At 71.1% G+C, this 14,530-nt stretch carries 13 protein-coding genes; 11 read left to right on the top strand and 2 right to left on the bottom strand.

The genetic code is table 11. From position 1 onward, the window contains the following. Positions 1-10 precede the first annotated feature (10 nt). Genes HDC36_RS09990 through xdhC form a run of 9 tightly spaced genes read left to right on the top strand, consistent with a single transcriptional unit; the run spans position 11 to position 9,584 of the window. Complete coding sequence (locus tag HDC36_RS09990; protein ID WP_225209756.1) at positions 11-1,207, top strand: alanine--glyoxylate aminotransferase family protein; 1,197 nt, start codon at positions 11-13, stop codon at positions 1,205-1,207. Continuing rightward, the gene (gene puuE, locus HDC36_RS09985) at positions 1,207-2,097 is read left to right on the top strand and encodes an allantoinase PuuE (RefSeq protein ID WP_179566775.1); all 891 of its coding nucleotides are present in this window, start codon (positions 1,207-1,209) and stop codon (positions 2,095-2,097) included. The genes HDC36_RS09990 and puuE overlap by 1 nt, the downstream gene beginning before the upstream one ends. After that, positions 2,094-2,474, top strand: a complete 381-nt coding sequence (hpxZ, locus tag HDC36_RS09980; RefSeq protein WP_179566773.1) for an oxalurate catabolism protein HpxZ — start codon at positions 2,094-2,096, stop codon at positions 2,472-2,474. Before puuE ends, hpxZ begins: the two co-directional genes overlap by 4 nt. After that, complete coding sequence (gene uraD / locus HDC36_RS09975; RefSeq protein WP_179566771.1) at positions 2,471-2,962, top strand: 2-oxo-4-hydroxy-4-carboxy-5-ureidoimidazoline decarboxylase; 492 nt, start codon at positions 2,471-2,473, stop codon at positions 2,960-2,962. Before hpxZ ends, uraD begins: the two co-directional genes overlap by 4 nt. After that, positions 2,959-4,404 (top strand): FAD/NAD(P)-binding protein, encoded by a 1,446-nt coding sequence (locus HDC36_RS09970; RefSeq protein ID WP_179566769.1) that lies wholly within the window; start codon positions 2,959-2,961, stop codon positions 4,402-4,404. Before uraD ends, HDC36_RS09970 begins: the two co-directional genes overlap by 4 nt. Next, positions 4,368-4,733, top strand: coding sequence for a hydroxyisourate hydrolase (uraH, locus tag HDC36_RS09965; RefSeq protein ID WP_179566767.1), 366 nt, complete (start codon positions 4,368-4,370; stop codon positions 4,731-4,733). The genes HDC36_RS09970 and uraH overlap by 37 nt, the downstream gene beginning before the upstream one ends. A gap of 1 nt (position 4,734) precedes the next feature. After that, positions 4,735-6,204 carry a xanthine dehydrogenase small subunit gene (gene xdhA / locus HDC36_RS09960; protein ID WP_179566758.1) on the top strand — a complete coding sequence of 490 codons (1,470 nt, stop codon included), beginning with the start codon at positions 4,735-4,737 and terminating at the stop codon, positions 6,202-6,204. Beyond that, positions 6,197-8,527: a xanthine dehydrogenase molybdopterin binding subunit gene (gene xdhB, locus HDC36_RS09955; protein WP_179566756.1), complete on the top strand. Its 2,331-nt coding sequence runs from the start codon at positions 6,197-6,199 to the stop codon at positions 8,525-8,527. Before xdhA ends, xdhB begins: the two co-directional genes overlap by 8 nt. Then, positions 8,517-9,584, top strand: coding sequence for a xanthine dehydrogenase accessory protein XdhC (gene xdhC, locus HDC36_RS09950; RefSeq protein WP_179566754.1), 1,068 nt, complete (start codon positions 8,517-8,519; stop codon positions 9,582-9,584). Before xdhB ends, xdhC begins: the two co-directional genes overlap by 11 nt. A gap of 786 nt (positions 9,585-10,370) precedes the next feature. Here xdhC and cysK read toward each other — a convergent pair. Together cysK and cobA are read right to left on the bottom strand one after the other, a co-directional pair. After that, a complete protein-coding gene (gene cysK, locus HDC36_RS09945) occupies positions 10,371-11,330 on the bottom strand; it encodes a cysteine synthase A (protein ID WP_179566752.1) in 960 nt (319 codons plus the stop codon). A 29-nt stretch (positions 11,331-11,359) separates the two neighbouring features. Further along, positions 11,360-12,577 (bottom strand): uroporphyrinogen-III C-methyltransferase, encoded by a 1,218-nt coding sequence (gene cobA / locus HDC36_RS09940; RefSeq protein ID WP_179566750.1) that lies wholly within the window; start codon positions 12,575-12,577, stop codon positions 11,360-11,362. Between the two features lie 168 nt (positions 12,578-12,745). Here cobA and HDC36_RS09935 point away from each other — a divergent pair, with 168 nt between their 5' ends. Next, entirely contained in the window at positions 12,746-13,729 is a 984-nt protein-coding gene (locus HDC36_RS09935) for a LysR family transcriptional regulator (RefSeq protein ID WP_179566748.1), read from the top strand. 200 nt (positions 13,730-13,929) lie between these two features. Next, positions 13,930-14,517, top strand: a complete 588-nt coding sequence (locus HDC36_RS09930; RefSeq protein WP_179566746.1) for a phospholipid scramblase-related protein — start codon at positions 13,930-13,932, stop codon at positions 14,515-14,517. The last annotated feature ends 13 nt before the right edge of the window (positions 14,518-14,530 follow it).

Genomic DNA, 14,530 nt, shown 5'->3' with positions numbered 1-14,530 from the left:
ACGCCTGCTGATGGGCCCGGGCCCGGTCAACGCGCATCCGCGCGTGCTGCGCGCGATGTCCGCCGACCTGCTCGGCCAGTTCGATCCGGAAATGACCGGCTACATGAACCAGGTGATGGCGCTGTACCGGCCGCTGTTCGGGACCGAGAACCGCTGGACCTTCCTGGTCGACGGCACCGCGCGCGCCGGCATCGAGGCGGCGCTGGTGTCGCTGGTGGCGCCGGGCGATCGCGTGCTGGTGCTGAACTTCGGCCGCTTCGGCCTGTTGCTGGGCGAGATCCTCGGCCGCATCGGCGCCGTGGTCGAGAACGTGGAGGCGCCGTGGGGCGAGGTGGTGCCGATGGACGCGGTGGCCGATGCGATCGAACGCTTTGCGCCGAAATTGGTCGCCTGCGTGCATGGCGACACCTCGACCACGATGGCGCAGCCGCTGGACGGCCTCGGTGCGCTGTGCCGCGCCGCCGGTGCGCTGTCCTATGTCGATGCCACCGCGACCATCGGCGGCATGCCGATCGCCAGCGACGCCTGGGGCGTGGACGTGGTCACCGGCGGTTTGCAGAAGTGCCTGGGTGGGCCGTCCGGCTCGGCGCCGATCACCGTGTCCGCGCGCGCCGCCGAGGCGATCTTCGCGCGCCGCCACGTCGAGCGCGGCATCGTCCGCGACGACATCGCCAACGGCAGCGGCGTGCGCATCGGTTCGAATTATTTCGACCTGGCGATGGTCATGGACTACTGGTCCGACAAGCGCCTGAACCACCACACCGAGGCCACCAGCATGCTGTACGCGGCGCGCGAGTGCGCGCGCGTGGCGCTGCAGGAAGGCCTGCCGGCGCGCTTCGCCCGCCACGCCGCGGCCGGCCGCGCGGTCGCCGCCGGCGCGCGTGCGCTGGGTTTGCAGGTGTTCGGCGACGACCGCTACCGCATGACCAACGTCACCGGTGTGGCGATTCCCGCCGGCATCGACGGCGAGGCGGTGCGGCGGCGCATGCGCGAGGATTTCGAGATCGAGATCGGCACCGCGTTCGGCCCGCTGCAGGGCAAGCTGTGGCGGATCGGCGCGATGGGCTACAACGCGATGAAGCACAAGGTGCTGATCACCCTGGGCGCGCTGGAAGCGGTGCTGCGCGCCGAGGGCCATGCCTGCGCACCGGGTGCCGGCGTGGATGCGGCGTTGGCCGCCTGGCATGCCGACGGAGCGCAGGGATGATGAGCGCGGCGCGCGACCTGGTCGGCTACGGCGCGCAGCCGCCGGACCCGCGGTGGCCGGGCGGGGCGCGGGTGGCGCTGCAGTTCGTCGTCAACTACGAGGAAGGCGCCGAAAACGGCGTGCTCAATGGCGATGCCGGCTCGGAGGCGTTCCTGTCGGAGATGGTCGGCGCGCACAGCCAGCCTGGCGCACGCGCGATGGCGATGGAAAGCCTGTACGAATACGGCAGCCGCGCCGGCTTCTGGAGGCTGCAGCGGCTGTTCGCCGCGCGCGGCGTGCCGGTGACGGTGTTCGGCGTGGCGCAGGCGCTGGCCGCCAATCCCGAAGCGGTGCAGGCGATGCGCGACGCCGAGTGGGAGATCGCCAGCCACGGCTTGCGCTGGATCGATTACCAACAGGTGCCGGAGGCGACCGAACGCGCGCATATCGCCGCCGCGATCGCGCTGCACACGCAGGTCACCGGTGCGCGCCCGCTGGGCTGGTACCAGGGCCGCACCAGCCCCAACACCGCGCGGCTGGTGGCCGAGGAGGGCGGCTTCGTCTACGACGCCGACAGCTACGCCGACGACCTGCCGTACTACGACCGCCGCCATGGCCGCGCGCAACTGGTGGTGCCGTACACGCTGGACGCCAACGACATGAAGTTCGTCGCCTACAACGGCTTCGCCGACGGCGAACCGTTCTTCCGCTACCTGCGCGACAGCTTCGAGCAACTGTGCGCCGAAGGCGGGCGGATGATGTCGGTGGGCCTGCACGGACGCATCGCCGGACGTCCGGCACGCGCACTGGCGCTGGCCCGCTTCGTCGATCATGCGCTGGCCAGCGGCCAGGCCTGGATCGCGCGGCGCATCGACATCGCCCGCCACTGGCAGCAGGTGCATCCGGCATGATCGTCGACGCGCCCGAAGTGCTGGCCGAAGTGCAGGCGGCGTTCGCCGACTACGAGCGTGCGCTGATGGCCGACGACGTCGCCGCATTGGACCGGCTGTTCCACGATGCGCCGACCACGGTGCGCTATGGCGTCGGCGAAGCGCTGTACGGCGCCGAGGCGATCCGCGCATTCCGCCGCGGCCGCGGCGGGTCGCCGCAGCGGCGCCTGTTGCGCGTGCAGATCGTCGCCTACGGGCGCGACTTCGCCACGGCCGATGCCGAATTCCTGCGCGAGGGCGCGACCCGGCCCGGCCGGCAGAGCCAGAGCTGGGTGCGTTTCGCCGACGGCTGGAAGGTGGTATCGGCGCATGTGTCGCTGCAGGGCGACCACGCATGAACGGCGTGGACTGGAATGCGCTGCCCGAGGCCGAGTTCGTCGCGCGCCTGCACGCGCTGTTCGAGCATTCGCCGTGGGTGGTGGAACGGGCCGCGGCACGGCGCCCGTTCGCCGACCTGCATGCGGGCCTGCTGCAGGTGCTGCACGCGGCCAGCGCCGACGAGCGGCTGGCGTTGATCCGCGCGCATCCGGAACTGGCCGGCAAGGCCGCGATCGACGGCAGCCTGACCGCGGCCTCGGCTGCCGAGCAGGCGCAGGCCGGGCTGGATCGGCTCACTGCGGAGGAATTCGCACGTTTCCATGCACTCAATGCGGCCTATCGCGCGCGCTTCGATTTTCCGTTCATCGTCTGCGTGCGGTTGACCGACAAGGCCGGGATTCTCGCTGCGATGCAGGCGCGGCTGGCGAATACGCCTGACGCCGAGATCGCCACCGCGCTCGACGAGATCGGCAAGATCGTGCGCTTGCGGCTGGAGGCCCTGCAATGAGCGCCGCCGCAGCCGGCGGTTTGCAAGCGTTGTCGGCGCAGGTCGCGCGCGAGCTGCAGTGGCTCGGCCATGGCGGCTCCGACTGGACTCGGCCGCAGCAGCATGGTGCAGAGCATGTCTACGACGTGGTCGTCGTCGGCGGCGGGCAGAGCGGGCTGGGCGCGGCATTCGGCCTGATCCGCGAGCGCATCGCCAATCTCCTGGTGATCGACGAGAACCCGGCCGGACTGGAAGGGCCGTGGGTCACCTATGCGCGCATGGTCACGTTGCGCACGCCGAAGGAACTGAGCGCGCTGGACTTCGGCATGCCGTCGCTGACCTTTCGTGCCTACTGGGAAGCGCTGCACGGCACGCAGGGCTGGGACGCGCTGGGCAAGATCCCGCGCGCGGACTGGATGGACTATCTGCGCTGGTACCGCGAGGTGCTGGGCCTCCCGGTGCGCAACCAGGCGCGGCTGCTGCGCATCGAACCGCTGCCGGCGCAGCGCCTGCAGCGGCTGCACCTGGCCGGCGGCGACAGCCTGCTCGCGCGCAAGGTGATCCTGGCGACCGGCATCCAGGGCGGCGGGCAATGGCACGTGCCGCCGCTGGTGGCGCAGAAACTATCGCGCTCGCGCTACGCGCACACCTCCGAGGCGATCGACTACGCGGCGCTGGCCGGGCGCCGCATCGGCATTCTCGGCGGCGGCGCGTCGGCGTTCGACAACGCCCAGCACGCGCTGGCCGCGGGCGTCGGCGAAGTGCACGTGTTCCTGCGCCGCTCGGAACTGCCGCGGGTCAACCCGATCCGGCACATGGAACGCAGCGGCATCATCCCGCGCTTCGCCGCGCTGCCCGATGCCGACAAGTACGCGATGATGTCCACGTTCTTCCGCCACAACCAGCCGCCGACCAACGACACCTTCGAACGCGCCGCGGCCTGGCCCAATTTCCGCCTGCATCTGGGCAGCCCCTGGCAGGACGTGGCCGAGGACGCCGACGGCGTGCTGGTGACCACGCCGCACGGGCGCCTGCGGTTCGATTTCGTGGTGCTGTCCACCGGCCTGGTCACCGATCCGGCGTTGCGCCCGGAACTGGCCGCGGTGGCCGACGGCATCGCGCGCTGGTGCGACCGCTACCGTCCGCCGCAGGGGCAGGAGGTGCCGCTGCTCGACGCGCATCCCTACCTGGGGCCGGGCTTCGAACTGTTGCCGCGCGCGCCCGAGCACGCATCGGCGCTGCACGGCCTGTTCGCGTTCAACTATTCCGCGCTGCTGAGCCTGGGCCTGTCGGCGGCGGCGCTGTCCGGACTCAAGCACGCGTTGCCGCGGCTGGTGAAGGCGGTCGCCGACCAACTGTTCCTGGACGACCGCGAGGCGATCGTCGGCGCCTACATGGATTACGCCGAACCCGAATTCGTCGGCCAATGGCCGCTGCCGCAACTGGAGGAACGCGTCGGATGAGCACGCTATCGACCCATGTGCTGGACCTGAGCCGCGGCGTGCCCGCCGCCGGCGTGGCGGTGCGGCTGTTCGCCGGCCAGACGCTGCTGCACGCCGGCGTCACCGATGCCGATGGGCGCTGTCCGGCGCTGCGCGAACTGACGCTGGCGGCGGGCCGCTATCGGCTAGACTTCGCGGTGGCCGACTATTTCCGCGGCCAGGGCGTGGCCTTGCCCGAGCCGCCGTTCGTGGACGTGGTGCCGATCGCGTTCGGCCTGGCCGATGCCGCGCACTACCACGTGCCGCTGCTGGTCTCGCCGTTCGGCTATTCCACCTACCGGGGCAGCTGAGATGGACGCGGTGCGGTTCCTGCTCGATGGGCAAGTGCTGGAACTGGAGGCGGGGGATCCGACCGCCAGCGTGCTCGATCTGCTGCGCTACCGGCTCGGCCGCACCGGCAGCAAGGAAGGCTGCGCGGAGGGCGATTGCGGCGCGTGCACGGTGCTGGTCGGCGAACTGGCCGGTGCCGACGGCGCCGAGCGGGTGCGCTGGCGCGCGCTCAACGCCTGCATCCTGTTCGTGCCGATGCTCGACGGCAAGGCGCTGCTGACCGTGGAGAGCCTGGCCGCCGGGGGCGCGCTGCATCCGGTGCAGGACGAACTGGTGCAACGCCACGGCTCGCAATGCGGCTTCTGCACGCCCGGGTTCGTGATGTCGCTGTACGCGCGCAGCATCGGCGCGCTGGGCACCGAGCAGGCGGCAGTGGCCGACGTGATCGCCGGCAATCTGTGCCGTTGCACCGGCTATGGCCCGATCCTGGAGGCCGGCGCGGCGGTGCCGGTCGCGCCCCGCGACGATGCGGATACGCTCGCCGGCTTGCGCGCGCTGCGCCGCCGCACCGCGCTGGCGCAAACGCACGCCGATCCGGCCGCCGGCCGCGTGCGCCGCAGCGTGGCCCCGCGCAGCGCCGACGAACTGGCGGCGTTGCTGCTGGAACGTCCCGACGCGCGCCTGGTCGCCGGCGCCACCGATGTCGGCCTGTGGGTGACCAAGCAGCAGCGCGTCCTCGACGATGTGGTGTTCATCGGCGACATCCCCGAGTTGCGCGAATTGCACGAAACACCCGACGGTCTGAACATCGGCGCCTGCGTGCGCTACAGCGAAGCGCATGCCGCATTGGCCACGTTGCACCCGGCACTGGGCGAACTGCTGCGACGCATCGGCGGGACCCAGGTGCGCAATGCCGGCACCATCGGCGGCAACATCGCCAACGGCTCGCCGATCGGCGACATGCCGCCGGCGCTGATCGCGCTCGGCGCCACGCTGACCCTGCGTCGTGGCGACGCGCGGCGCAGCTTGCCGCTGGAGGAGTTCTTCCTGGCGTACGGCCGCCAGGCACGGCTGCCCGGCGAGTTCGTCGAAAGCGTCCACGTGCCGCGCCCGGCGGCCGCCACGCTGTACCGCGTGGACAAGCTCAGCAAGCGCTTCGACAGCGATATCTCCGCGGTCTGCGGCGCGTTCGCGCTATGCATCGCCGATGGTGTGGTGACGCAGGCGCGGATCGCTTTCGGCGGCATGGCCGGCATTCCGCAGCGCGCGCGCGGCGCCGAACAGGCCTTGCGCGGCCAGCCCTGGAGCGAGGCAACGCTGGAGGCCGCCGCGGCCACGCTGGCGCAGGACTTCAGCCCGCTCAGCGATGCGCGCGGCTCGGCGGCGTATCGCCTGGCGGTGGCCGCGAACCTGCTGCGGCGGTTGTGGATCGGGCATGCGCATCCGCACGAACCGCTGTCGGTGCTGGCCTTGGAACTGGTCGATGGCTGAGGTCCCGGCCACCGCGGATGCGGCCTTGCCGCAGGTGCAGCGTTCGCTGCGCCACGACAGCGCGCAGGGGCATGTCAGCGGGCAGGCGCGCTACATCGACGACCTGCCCGAGCCACCGGGCATGCTGCATCTGGCGTTCGGCCTGAGCGAACACGCGCATGCGCGGCTGCTGCGCATGGACCTGGCGCCGGTACGCGCGGCGCCAGGGGTGGTGGCGGTGTTCGCCGCCGCCGACATTCCCGGCGAGAACAACGTCGCCCCGGTCGCGCACGACGATCCGCTGTTCGCGCGCGACGACGTGCTCTATCACGGCCAGCCGCTGTTCGTCGTCGCTGCCGACAGCCACGCCGCGGCACGGCGCGCCGCGCGGCTGGCGCTGGTCGAGTACGCGCCGCTGCCGGCGCTGCTCAGCATCGCCGAGGCGCGCGCCGCCGGTGCGGCGCTGGAGCCGGCGCAGCGCATGGCGCGCGGTGGCGACGTCGATGCCGCCCTGGCCGCAGCGCCGCGGCGCTGCAGCGGCGCGCTGGAGATCGGCGGGCAGGAGCATTTCTATCTGGAAGGGCAGATCGCCGTGGCGTTGCCCGGCGAACAGGGCCAGCTGCATGTGCTGTCCTCGACCCAGCACCCGAGCGAAGTGCAGCACCTGATCGCGGAACTGCTCGGGCTGCGCAGCGCCGACGTGACCGTGGAGGTGCGGCGCATGGGCGGCGCGTTCGGCGGCAAGGAGACCCAGGCGGCGGCGCCAGCCGCGGCCTGCGCGCTGGTCGCCGCACTGACCGGGCGCCCGGCCAAGCTGCGCTACGACCGCGACGACGACATGCGCATCACCGGCAAGCGCCACGACTTCCTGGTCGACTACAGCGTCGGCTTCGACCACGACGGCCGCATCCTGGCGCTGCGCCTGGAACTGGCCTCGCGCTGCGGCGCCACCACCGATCTGTCGCTGGCGATCAACGACCGCGCGATGTTCCATGCCGACAACTGCTACTGGCTGCCGGTGGTGGAGATCGTCTCGCATCGGCTGCGCACGCACACCGTGTCCAACACCGCGTTCCGCGGCTTCGGCGGGCCGCAGGGCATGCTGGCGATCGAGCGGGTGCTGGACGCGGTCGCCGCCGCGCTGGGCCGCGATGCGCTGGCGGTGCGCCGCGCCAACCTGTACGCGGCGCCGGACCGCAACGTCACTCCCTACGGCATGACCGTGGAGGACAACGTCGCGCCGGCGCTGATCGAGGAACTGGCTGCGCGCACCGATTACGCCGCACGCCAGGCGGCGGTGGCCGCGTTCAACGCGCGCCACCGGGTGCTGAAGAAAGGCCTGGCGCTGACCCCGGTGAAGTTCGGCATCAGCTTCACCACCAGCCACCTCAACCAGGCCGGCGCGCTGGTGCTGGTCTATGCCGACGGCTCGGTGCAGCTCAACCACGGCGGCACCGAGATGGGCCAGGGGCTGATGATCAAGGTCGCGCAGATCGTCGCCGACGTGTTCGGCATCGAGACCGAGCGCGTGCGCATCACCGCCACGCGTACCGACAAGGTGCCCAACACCTCGGCCACTGCGGCGTCCTCGGGCACCGACCTCAACGGCATGGCCGCCTACAACGCGGCCAGCGACATCCGCGCGCGCCTGGCGGCGCTGGCCGCCGAGCGCGGCGGCGTGGCGCCGGAGCAGGTGCGCTTCGCTGCCGGCAAGGTCGTCGCCGGCCACCTGGAACTGGAGTTCGGCGCGCTGTGCCGGCAGGCGCACATGGCGCGCATCTCGCTGGCGGCCAGCGGGTACTACGCCACGCCGAAGATCCACTACGACCGCGCCAGCCACCGCGGCCGCCCGTTCTACTACTTCGCCTACGGCGCGGCGCTGAGCGAAGTGGTGATCGACACGTTGACCGGCGAGCACAGGGTGCTGGCGGTGGACGTGCTGCACGACGTCGGCCGTTCGCTGAATCCGGCGATCGACCTGGGCCAGATCGAGGGCGGCTTCGTCCAGGGCGTGGGCTGGCTGACCACCGAGGAGCTGGTCTATGACGCGCATGGCCGGCTGCTGACCCATGCGCCGTCCACCTACAAGATTCCTACCGCCAGCGACCGCCCGGCGCGGATGGACATCCGCCTGTGGCAGGCCGGCCGCAACGAAGAGGCGACCATCCATCGCTCCAAGGCGGTCGGCGAACCGCCGCTGATGCTGGCGATCTCGGTGTTCTCGGCGCTGACCCAGGCGGTGGCGGCGGCGGTGTCGGGTGCGGGCGTGCCGGCGCTGGACGCGCCTGCCACGCCGGAACGGATCCTGGCCGCGATCGCGGCGGGCAACGCCGATGCGCGCTGACTGGAGCCTGCAGGCCGAAGCGGCGCTGGCGTGCGGTGCGGCTGCGCTGGTCACGGTGCTGGCCACCGCCGGTTCGACTCCGCGCGAGGCCGGCACGCGCATGCTGGTGAGTGCCGACGGCAGCATCGGCACCATCGGCGGCGGCGTGCTCGAGTGGCGCGCCTGCGCGCTGGCGCGCGAGTTGCTCGCGCAGCCGCCGGGCAGTTGGCGAGTGCAGGACTACACGCTGGGCGCGGTCGCGCCGGCGCGCGCCGTGCGCTGCAGCGGCAGTTGCGGCGAATGCGCAGCGCACGCCCAGGCCGACGATCTGCTCGGCCAGTGCTGCGGCGGCCGCGTGCGCCTGCTGCTGGAGCGACTGGATCCGGCGCGCAGCGACTGGCTGCAAGAGGCGACGTTGGGACGCACGTTGCTGACCCGGCTGCTGCCTGACCGCCTCGATCACTGCATCAGCGATGCGCCATCGCAAGCACTGTCGCTGCGGGCGCCGCCACCCACGGCCGGCGCGCTGCTGGCGCAGGCGATCGGCCCACGGCGCACGCCGCTGTATCTGTTCGGCGCCGGCCACGTCGGCATCGCCATCGCGCATGCGCTGCACGGCCTGCCGTTCGCGCTGGACTGGTCCGATCCGCGCGCGGAGCTGGCGGCTGCCGCCGGCGCGGCGCATCTGGACGAATCCGCATTGCTCGCGCGCGCCGGCGCCGCATCGGACGACGCGCTGCTGCTGATCCTGACCCACGATCATGCGCTGGACTATCGGCTCACCACCGCGGCGCTGGCCGGACGTGCCGGCTTCGTCGGCCTGATCGGCTCGGCCTCCAAGCGCGCACGGTTCCTGTCGCGATTGCGCCACGACGGCCTGGGCGACGCCGCGCAGGCGCGGCTGACCTGTCCGATCGGCCTGCCGGGGATCGAGGGCAAGGCCCCGGCGGTGATCGCGGTGGCGGTGGTCGCGCAGTTGTTGCTGCGCACATCGGCGTTGGCGGCGCAGCGTTCGATTGCGGATCAGGCGCAAAGGGACGCGCTGCCGCTGCCCCAAGCTGTGCTCGCCGCACGCTGACATCGCCCTTGTAGGAGCGGCTTCAGCCGCGACGAGCGAAGTGAGAGAGGTTCGACTTCGGACACAGCCTGTCGGGGCTGAAGCCCCTCCTACAGTGCACCCAGCCGGCTGTCCAAAGGCGCATGTAGGAGCGGCTTCAGCCGCGACGAGCGAAGTGGGGAGGTTCGACTTCGGACACAGCCTGTCGGGGCTGAAGCCCCTCCTACAGTGCACCCAGCCGGCTGTCCGAAGGCGCATGTAGGAGCGGCTTCAGCCGCGACGAACGAAGTGGGGGAGGTTCGACTTCGGACATAGCCTGTCGGGGCTGAAGCCCCTCCTACAGTGCACCCAGCCAACTGTCCGAAGGCGCATGTAGGGGCGGCTTCAGCCGCGACGAACGAAGTGGGGAGGTTCGACTTCGGACACAGCCTGTCGGGGCTGAAGCCCCTCCTACAGTGCACCCAGCCGGCTGTCCGAAGGCGCATGTAGGAGCGGCTTTAGCCGCGACGAGCGAAGTGAGAGAGGTTCGACTTCGGACACAGCCTGTCGGGGCTGAAGCCCCTCCTACAGTGCACCCAGCCGGCTGTCCGAAGGCGCATGTAGGAGCGGCTTCAGCCGCGACGAACGCAGCGGTGTTCTTTCCGATGCCGGAAAGCGTCGGGACTGAAGTCCCTCCCACAGTGCACCCTGCCGACGCTGGAATCGGGGCGGAGCCGAAAGCCCCTCCTACGCGACGCCTCGTCACTGTGATACTGCCAGGCCAGGCCAGCGCAGCCGCACACTGCAGCCGCGCCGTACTACCCGCCGTTACGGCAGTCCGGCCAGCCAGTCGTCGTCGGAGCCTTCGTTGATGTCGGCGAACAGCGGGGTGGAGAAGTAGCGCTCGCCGGTGTCCGGCAGCATCGCCAGGATCACCGAACCGGGCGCCGCGGTCTCGGCCACGCGCAGCGCGGTGGCCACGGTGGCGCCGCCGGAGATGCCGGTGAAGATGCCTTCCTCGGCGGCAAGACGGCGCGAGACGGAGATCGCATCGGTGTCCTCCACGCTCAGCACTTCGTCGTAGACCTCGCGGTTGAGCACCTCGGGCACGAAGTCCGGGGTCCAGCCCTGGATCTTGTGCGGCTTCCACTCCTGGCCCTGCAGCAAGGCCGCGCCGGCCGGCTCGGTGGCGGTGATGCGCACGTCCGGACGTGCCACGCGCAGCACTTCGCCGACGCCGGTGAGGGTGCCGCCGGTGCCCCAGCCGCTGACGAAATGATCCAGCCGGCGGCCGGCGAAATCGCGCAGGATTTCCGCGGCGGTGGTGCTGCGGTGGTAGGCGGGGTTGGCCGGGTTGGCGAACTGGCGTGCGAGGAACCAGCCGTGCTGCTGGGCCAGTTCCTCGGCCTTGCGCACCATGCCGCTGCCGCGCTCGGCGGCCGGGGTCAGGATCACCTTGGCGCCGAACGCGCGCATCAGCTTGCGGCGCTCGATCGAGAAGGTCTCCACCATCGTCGCCACGAACTTGTAGCCGCGCGCGGCGGCGACCATCGCCAGGGCCACGCCGGTGTTGCCGGAGGTGGCTTCGACGATCGTATCGCCAGGCTTGAGCAGGCCCTTGGCCTCGGCGTCGAGCACGATCGCCAGTGCCAGGCGGTCCTTGACCGAGCCACCGGGATTGAACGCCTCGACCTTGACGTACAGGCTCACGTGCTCGGGCGGCAGGCGGTGCAGCTTGACGATCGGGGTATGGCCGATGGTGTCGAGGATGTTGTCGTAGATGGCCATGCGCAGGGTCTCCGGAAAAGGGATGCGGGTCAGGCGGCGTGGGCCAGGGTAGGCACGGCCGGCTTCGGGAAAGGTGAGGGCGGTGCGGTCAGCGGTGCGGCGCCGAACCAGTGCAGGCTGCTCGCCAGCGCGGCCACCTCGCCGAGGATCAGCAACGCCGGCGAGCGCACCTGGTGCGCGCGGGCGGTGTCGGGCAGGTCGGCCAGGGTGCCGACCACTACCCGCTGCTGCGGGCGCGAGCCGTTTTCCACCAGCGCGAACGGCGTGTCGGCGGCGCGGCCGGCGCGCAGCAGGCGTTCGCGCACCGTGTCCAGTCCGGCCACGCCCATGTACACCGCCAGGGTCTGCCGTTCCTGCGCCAGCGCGGCCCAGTCCAGCGTGTCGAACGATTCCTTGCAGTGCGCGGTGGCCAGGCGCAGCGACTGCGCGTGCTCGCGATGGGTCAGCGGGATGCCGGCGTAGGCCGCGCAGGCCAGTGCCGCGGTGATGCCCGGCACCACCGCGTAGGGCACGCCGTGCGCGCGCAGGTATTCCAGTTCCTCGCCGCCGCGGCCGAACACGAACGGATCGCCGCCCTTCAGCCGCACCACGCGGCGCCCGCGTCGCGCGTGCTCCAGCATCAGCGCGTGGATCTGCTCCTGGCGCACGCTGTGGCCGCTGGCCGACTTGCCGACTTCGATCCGTTCGGCGGTGCCAGGCAGCAGGTCCAGGATCGCGGCGCTGACCAAGCGGTCGTGCAGGACCACGTCGGCGCTGCGCAGCGCGCGCAGCGCGTTGAGCGTCAGCAGGCCGGGATCGCCGGGGCCGGCGCCGACCAGGGTCACCGTGCCGGGACGGAGCGCGTGCGCCTGCGCCGCAGCGGCGGATGCGCCGATGCCGTCGCCGGCGGCGTCTGCCGACGCTGTGGCTGCGGCCGGATCGGCTGTGCCGATCGCGTCCTGCGCCAGCACCCGTTGCGCGGCGGCGGCCTGCAGCGCCTGCCGGTTCAGCACGGGGTCGTCGCTGGCGGCGACCAGGTACCACACCGCGTCCAGCCAGGCGCCATCGAAGCGGCCGTGCAGCCACTGGATGCGCCCGGCATCGGCCCAGCCCTGCAATGCCGGCGTCAGTGCCGGCGCGCCAAGCCGCGGCAGCGCGCCGGCCGCGAGCAGCGCCTGCACCTGCCGCTCGGCGGCTGTGCCGCCGCCGACCACCAGTACGGGCCGCTCGCGCAGGTCCGGATACAACGCAATCGGGGCAGGGCTCACGGCGGTCGCAACGCAGGAAGGAGGTGGGAGGGGTGACCGTAGCGCCGGCTTATAGCCTCCGGAAATGACTTCATGCCTCTACCAGATAGCTTTCGGTTATAAGGTGAGTGGCCCATTTCCACTACAGTCGTGGCTGCTCCCGCCAGGCGGCGCCTCGCCCTCGCTCCGATGACGCTGACCCAACTCCGCTACCTCGTCGCCATCGCCGATGCCGATCTCAACATCACCCTGGCCGCGGCGCGCGTGCACGCCACCCAGCCGGGGCTGTCCAAGCAGCTCAAGCAGCTGGAAGACGAACTCGGTTTCCTGCTGTTCGTGCGCAAGGGCCGCAGCCTGGAGACGGTGACCCCGGCCGGCCGCGAGGTGATCGAGCGCGCCCGTGCGGTGCTGGCCGAGGCCAACAACATCCGCACCTACGCCGCCAACCAGCGCCGCGAGAGCCAGGGCCAGCTGACCCTGACCACCACCCACACCCAGGCGCGCTTCGTGCTGCCGCCGGCGGTGGCGCAGATCAAGCAGGCGTATCCGCAGGTCAGCGTGCACCTGCAGCAGGCCGCCGAGAGCGCGGCGCTGGACCTGCTCAGCCAGGGCGATGCCGACATCGCCATCGTCAGCACCGCCGGCAGCGAGCCGGGCGCCGGCATCGCGGTGCCGCTGTACCGCTGGCGGCGGCTGGTGCTGGTGCCGCGCGGGCATGCGCTGGACGTGCCCAAGCGGGTGCCGGACATGGCCGCGCTGGCGGTGCAGCCGCTGATCAGCTACGAATCCTCGACCCGCTCCGGCTCCTCGCTGCAGCGCGCCTTCGCCCGGCTCGGGCTGGAGCCGAGCATCGCCCTGACCGCGCTCGACGCCGACCTGATCAAGACTTACGTGCGTGCCGGGCTCGGCGTCGGCCTGCTCGCGGAAATGGCGGTGCATGCCGGCGACACCGACCTGCGCGCCTGGCCGGCGCCGCCGGAGATCCCCGAGTGCATCGCCTGGGCGGTGCTGCCGCGCGACCGCGTGCTGCGCGACTACGCGCTGGAACTGGTGCATGTGCTGGCGCCGCAGATCGACACCCGCGACCTGCGCCGGGTCATGGAAGGCAACCAGGAGCCGGACTGGCCGACCCCGCCGACCTGGGAAGAGCTGACCCAGACCATCACCAGCTGAGCGGCGCCGCTGCGGCGTCTTCGCCGCGCCTGGCGCTGGCCGCTCCGGTCGAGCGATATCCGCAGCGGCGCTCGCCGCTGGCGCCGCGCACACGGCGCGCTCGTCGCTGCGCGCCGATGCCGTGCCGTTCGGGCATGCCATTGCCATCCTTGCGCGCGGCCGCTACGGTGCGCGCTCTTTTACCCGAAACAAGGATGTCCATGCACCCCGTCCTCCAGCAGAACCTGTTCTTCGTCAAGGAGCAGGTCGGCATGTTCAAGGCCGCCAACAACTACGACGTGTTCGATCCGCAGAGCAACCAGAAGGTGCTCGAATGCCGCGAGCCGAACCTGGGCCTGTTCACCAAGATCTTCCGTTTCAGCGACTACAAGCGCATGACCCCGTTCCATGTGGAGGTGCGCACCCCGAACGGGCAGAAGGTGCTGACGGTCAAGCGCGGTTTCTCGCTGTTCCTGTCCAAGGTCGAGGTGCTGGACGAGCACGATCGCCTGGTCGGTTCCTTCAGCCAGAAGTTCTTCTCCATCGGCGGCAAGTTCGACGTGCTCGATGCGCGCGAGAAGCTGGTGTGCACGCTGCGCGGCAAATGGACCAGCTGGGATTTCCGCTTCGTGCAGGGCGAGCGCGAACTGGCGCGGGTGTCCAAGAAGTGGGCCGGGCTGGGCAAGGAGCTGTTCACCTCGGCCGACAACTACATGCTCGCGATCGAGAATGCGGTGCCGAGCGAGGACGACGTGCGCATCCTGATCATGGCCGCGGTGTTGTGCATCGACATGGTGCTGAAGGAATAACCCGCAGTGCCGC

This window comes from Xanthomonas sp. JAI131, from assembly GCF_013410075.1.
GTDB classification, from domain to species: Bacteria; Pseudomonadota; Gammaproteobacteria; order Xanthomonadales; family Xanthomonadaceae; genus Xanthomonas_A; species Xanthomonas_A bonasiae.
Note: the sequence above shows the minus strand (reverse complement) of the source record. Positions and strands in the feature narration are given on the sequence as shown.

Excerpts from the sequence above, each read along its gene's own strand:
- HDC36_RS09990 (WP_225209756.1), top strand. The coding sequence starts at position 11 with ATGGGCCCGGGCCCGGTCAACGCGCATCCGCGCGTGCTGCGCGCGATG.
- puuE (WP_179566775.1), top strand. The coding sequence starts at position 1,207 with ATGAGCGCGGCGCGCGACCTGGTCGGCTACGGCGCGCAGCCGCCGGAC.
- hpxZ (WP_179566773.1), top strand. The coding sequence starts at position 2,094 with ATGATCGTCGACGCGCCCGAAGTGCTGGCCGAAGTGCAGGCGGCGTTC.
- uraD (WP_179566771.1), top strand. The coding sequence starts at position 2,471 with ATGAACGGCGTGGACTGGAATGCGCTGCCCGAGGCCGAGTTCGTCGCG.
- HDC36_RS09970 (WP_179566769.1), top strand. The coding sequence starts at position 2,959 with ATGAGCGCCGCCGCAGCCGGCGGTTTGCAAGCGTTGTCGGCGCAGGTC.
- uraH (WP_179566767.1), top strand. The coding sequence starts at position 4,368 with ATGGCCGCTGCCGCAACTGGAGGAACGCGTCGGATGAGCACGCTATCG.
- xdhA (WP_179566758.1), top strand. The coding sequence starts at position 4,735 with ATGGACGCGGTGCGGTTCCTGCTCGATGGGCAAGTGCTGGAACTGGAG.
- xdhB (WP_179566756.1), top strand. The coding sequence starts at position 6,197 with ATGGCTGAGGTCCCGGCCACCGCGGATGCGGCCTTGCCGCAGGTGCAG.
- xdhC (WP_179566754.1), top strand. The coding sequence starts at position 8,517 with ATGCGCGCTGACTGGAGCCTGCAGGCCGAAGCGGCGCTGGCGTGCGGT.
- cysK (WP_179566752.1), bottom strand. The coding sequence starts at position 11,330 with ATGGCCATCTACGACAACATCCTCGACACCATCGGCCATACCCCGATC.
- HDC36_RS09935 (WP_179566748.1), top strand. The coding sequence starts at position 12,746 with ATGACGCTGACCCAACTCCGCTACCTCGTCGCCATCGCCGATGCCGAT.
- HDC36_RS09930 (WP_179566746.1), top strand. The coding sequence starts at position 13,930 with ATGCACCCCGTCCTCCAGCAGAACCTGTTCTTCGTCAAGGAGCAGGTC.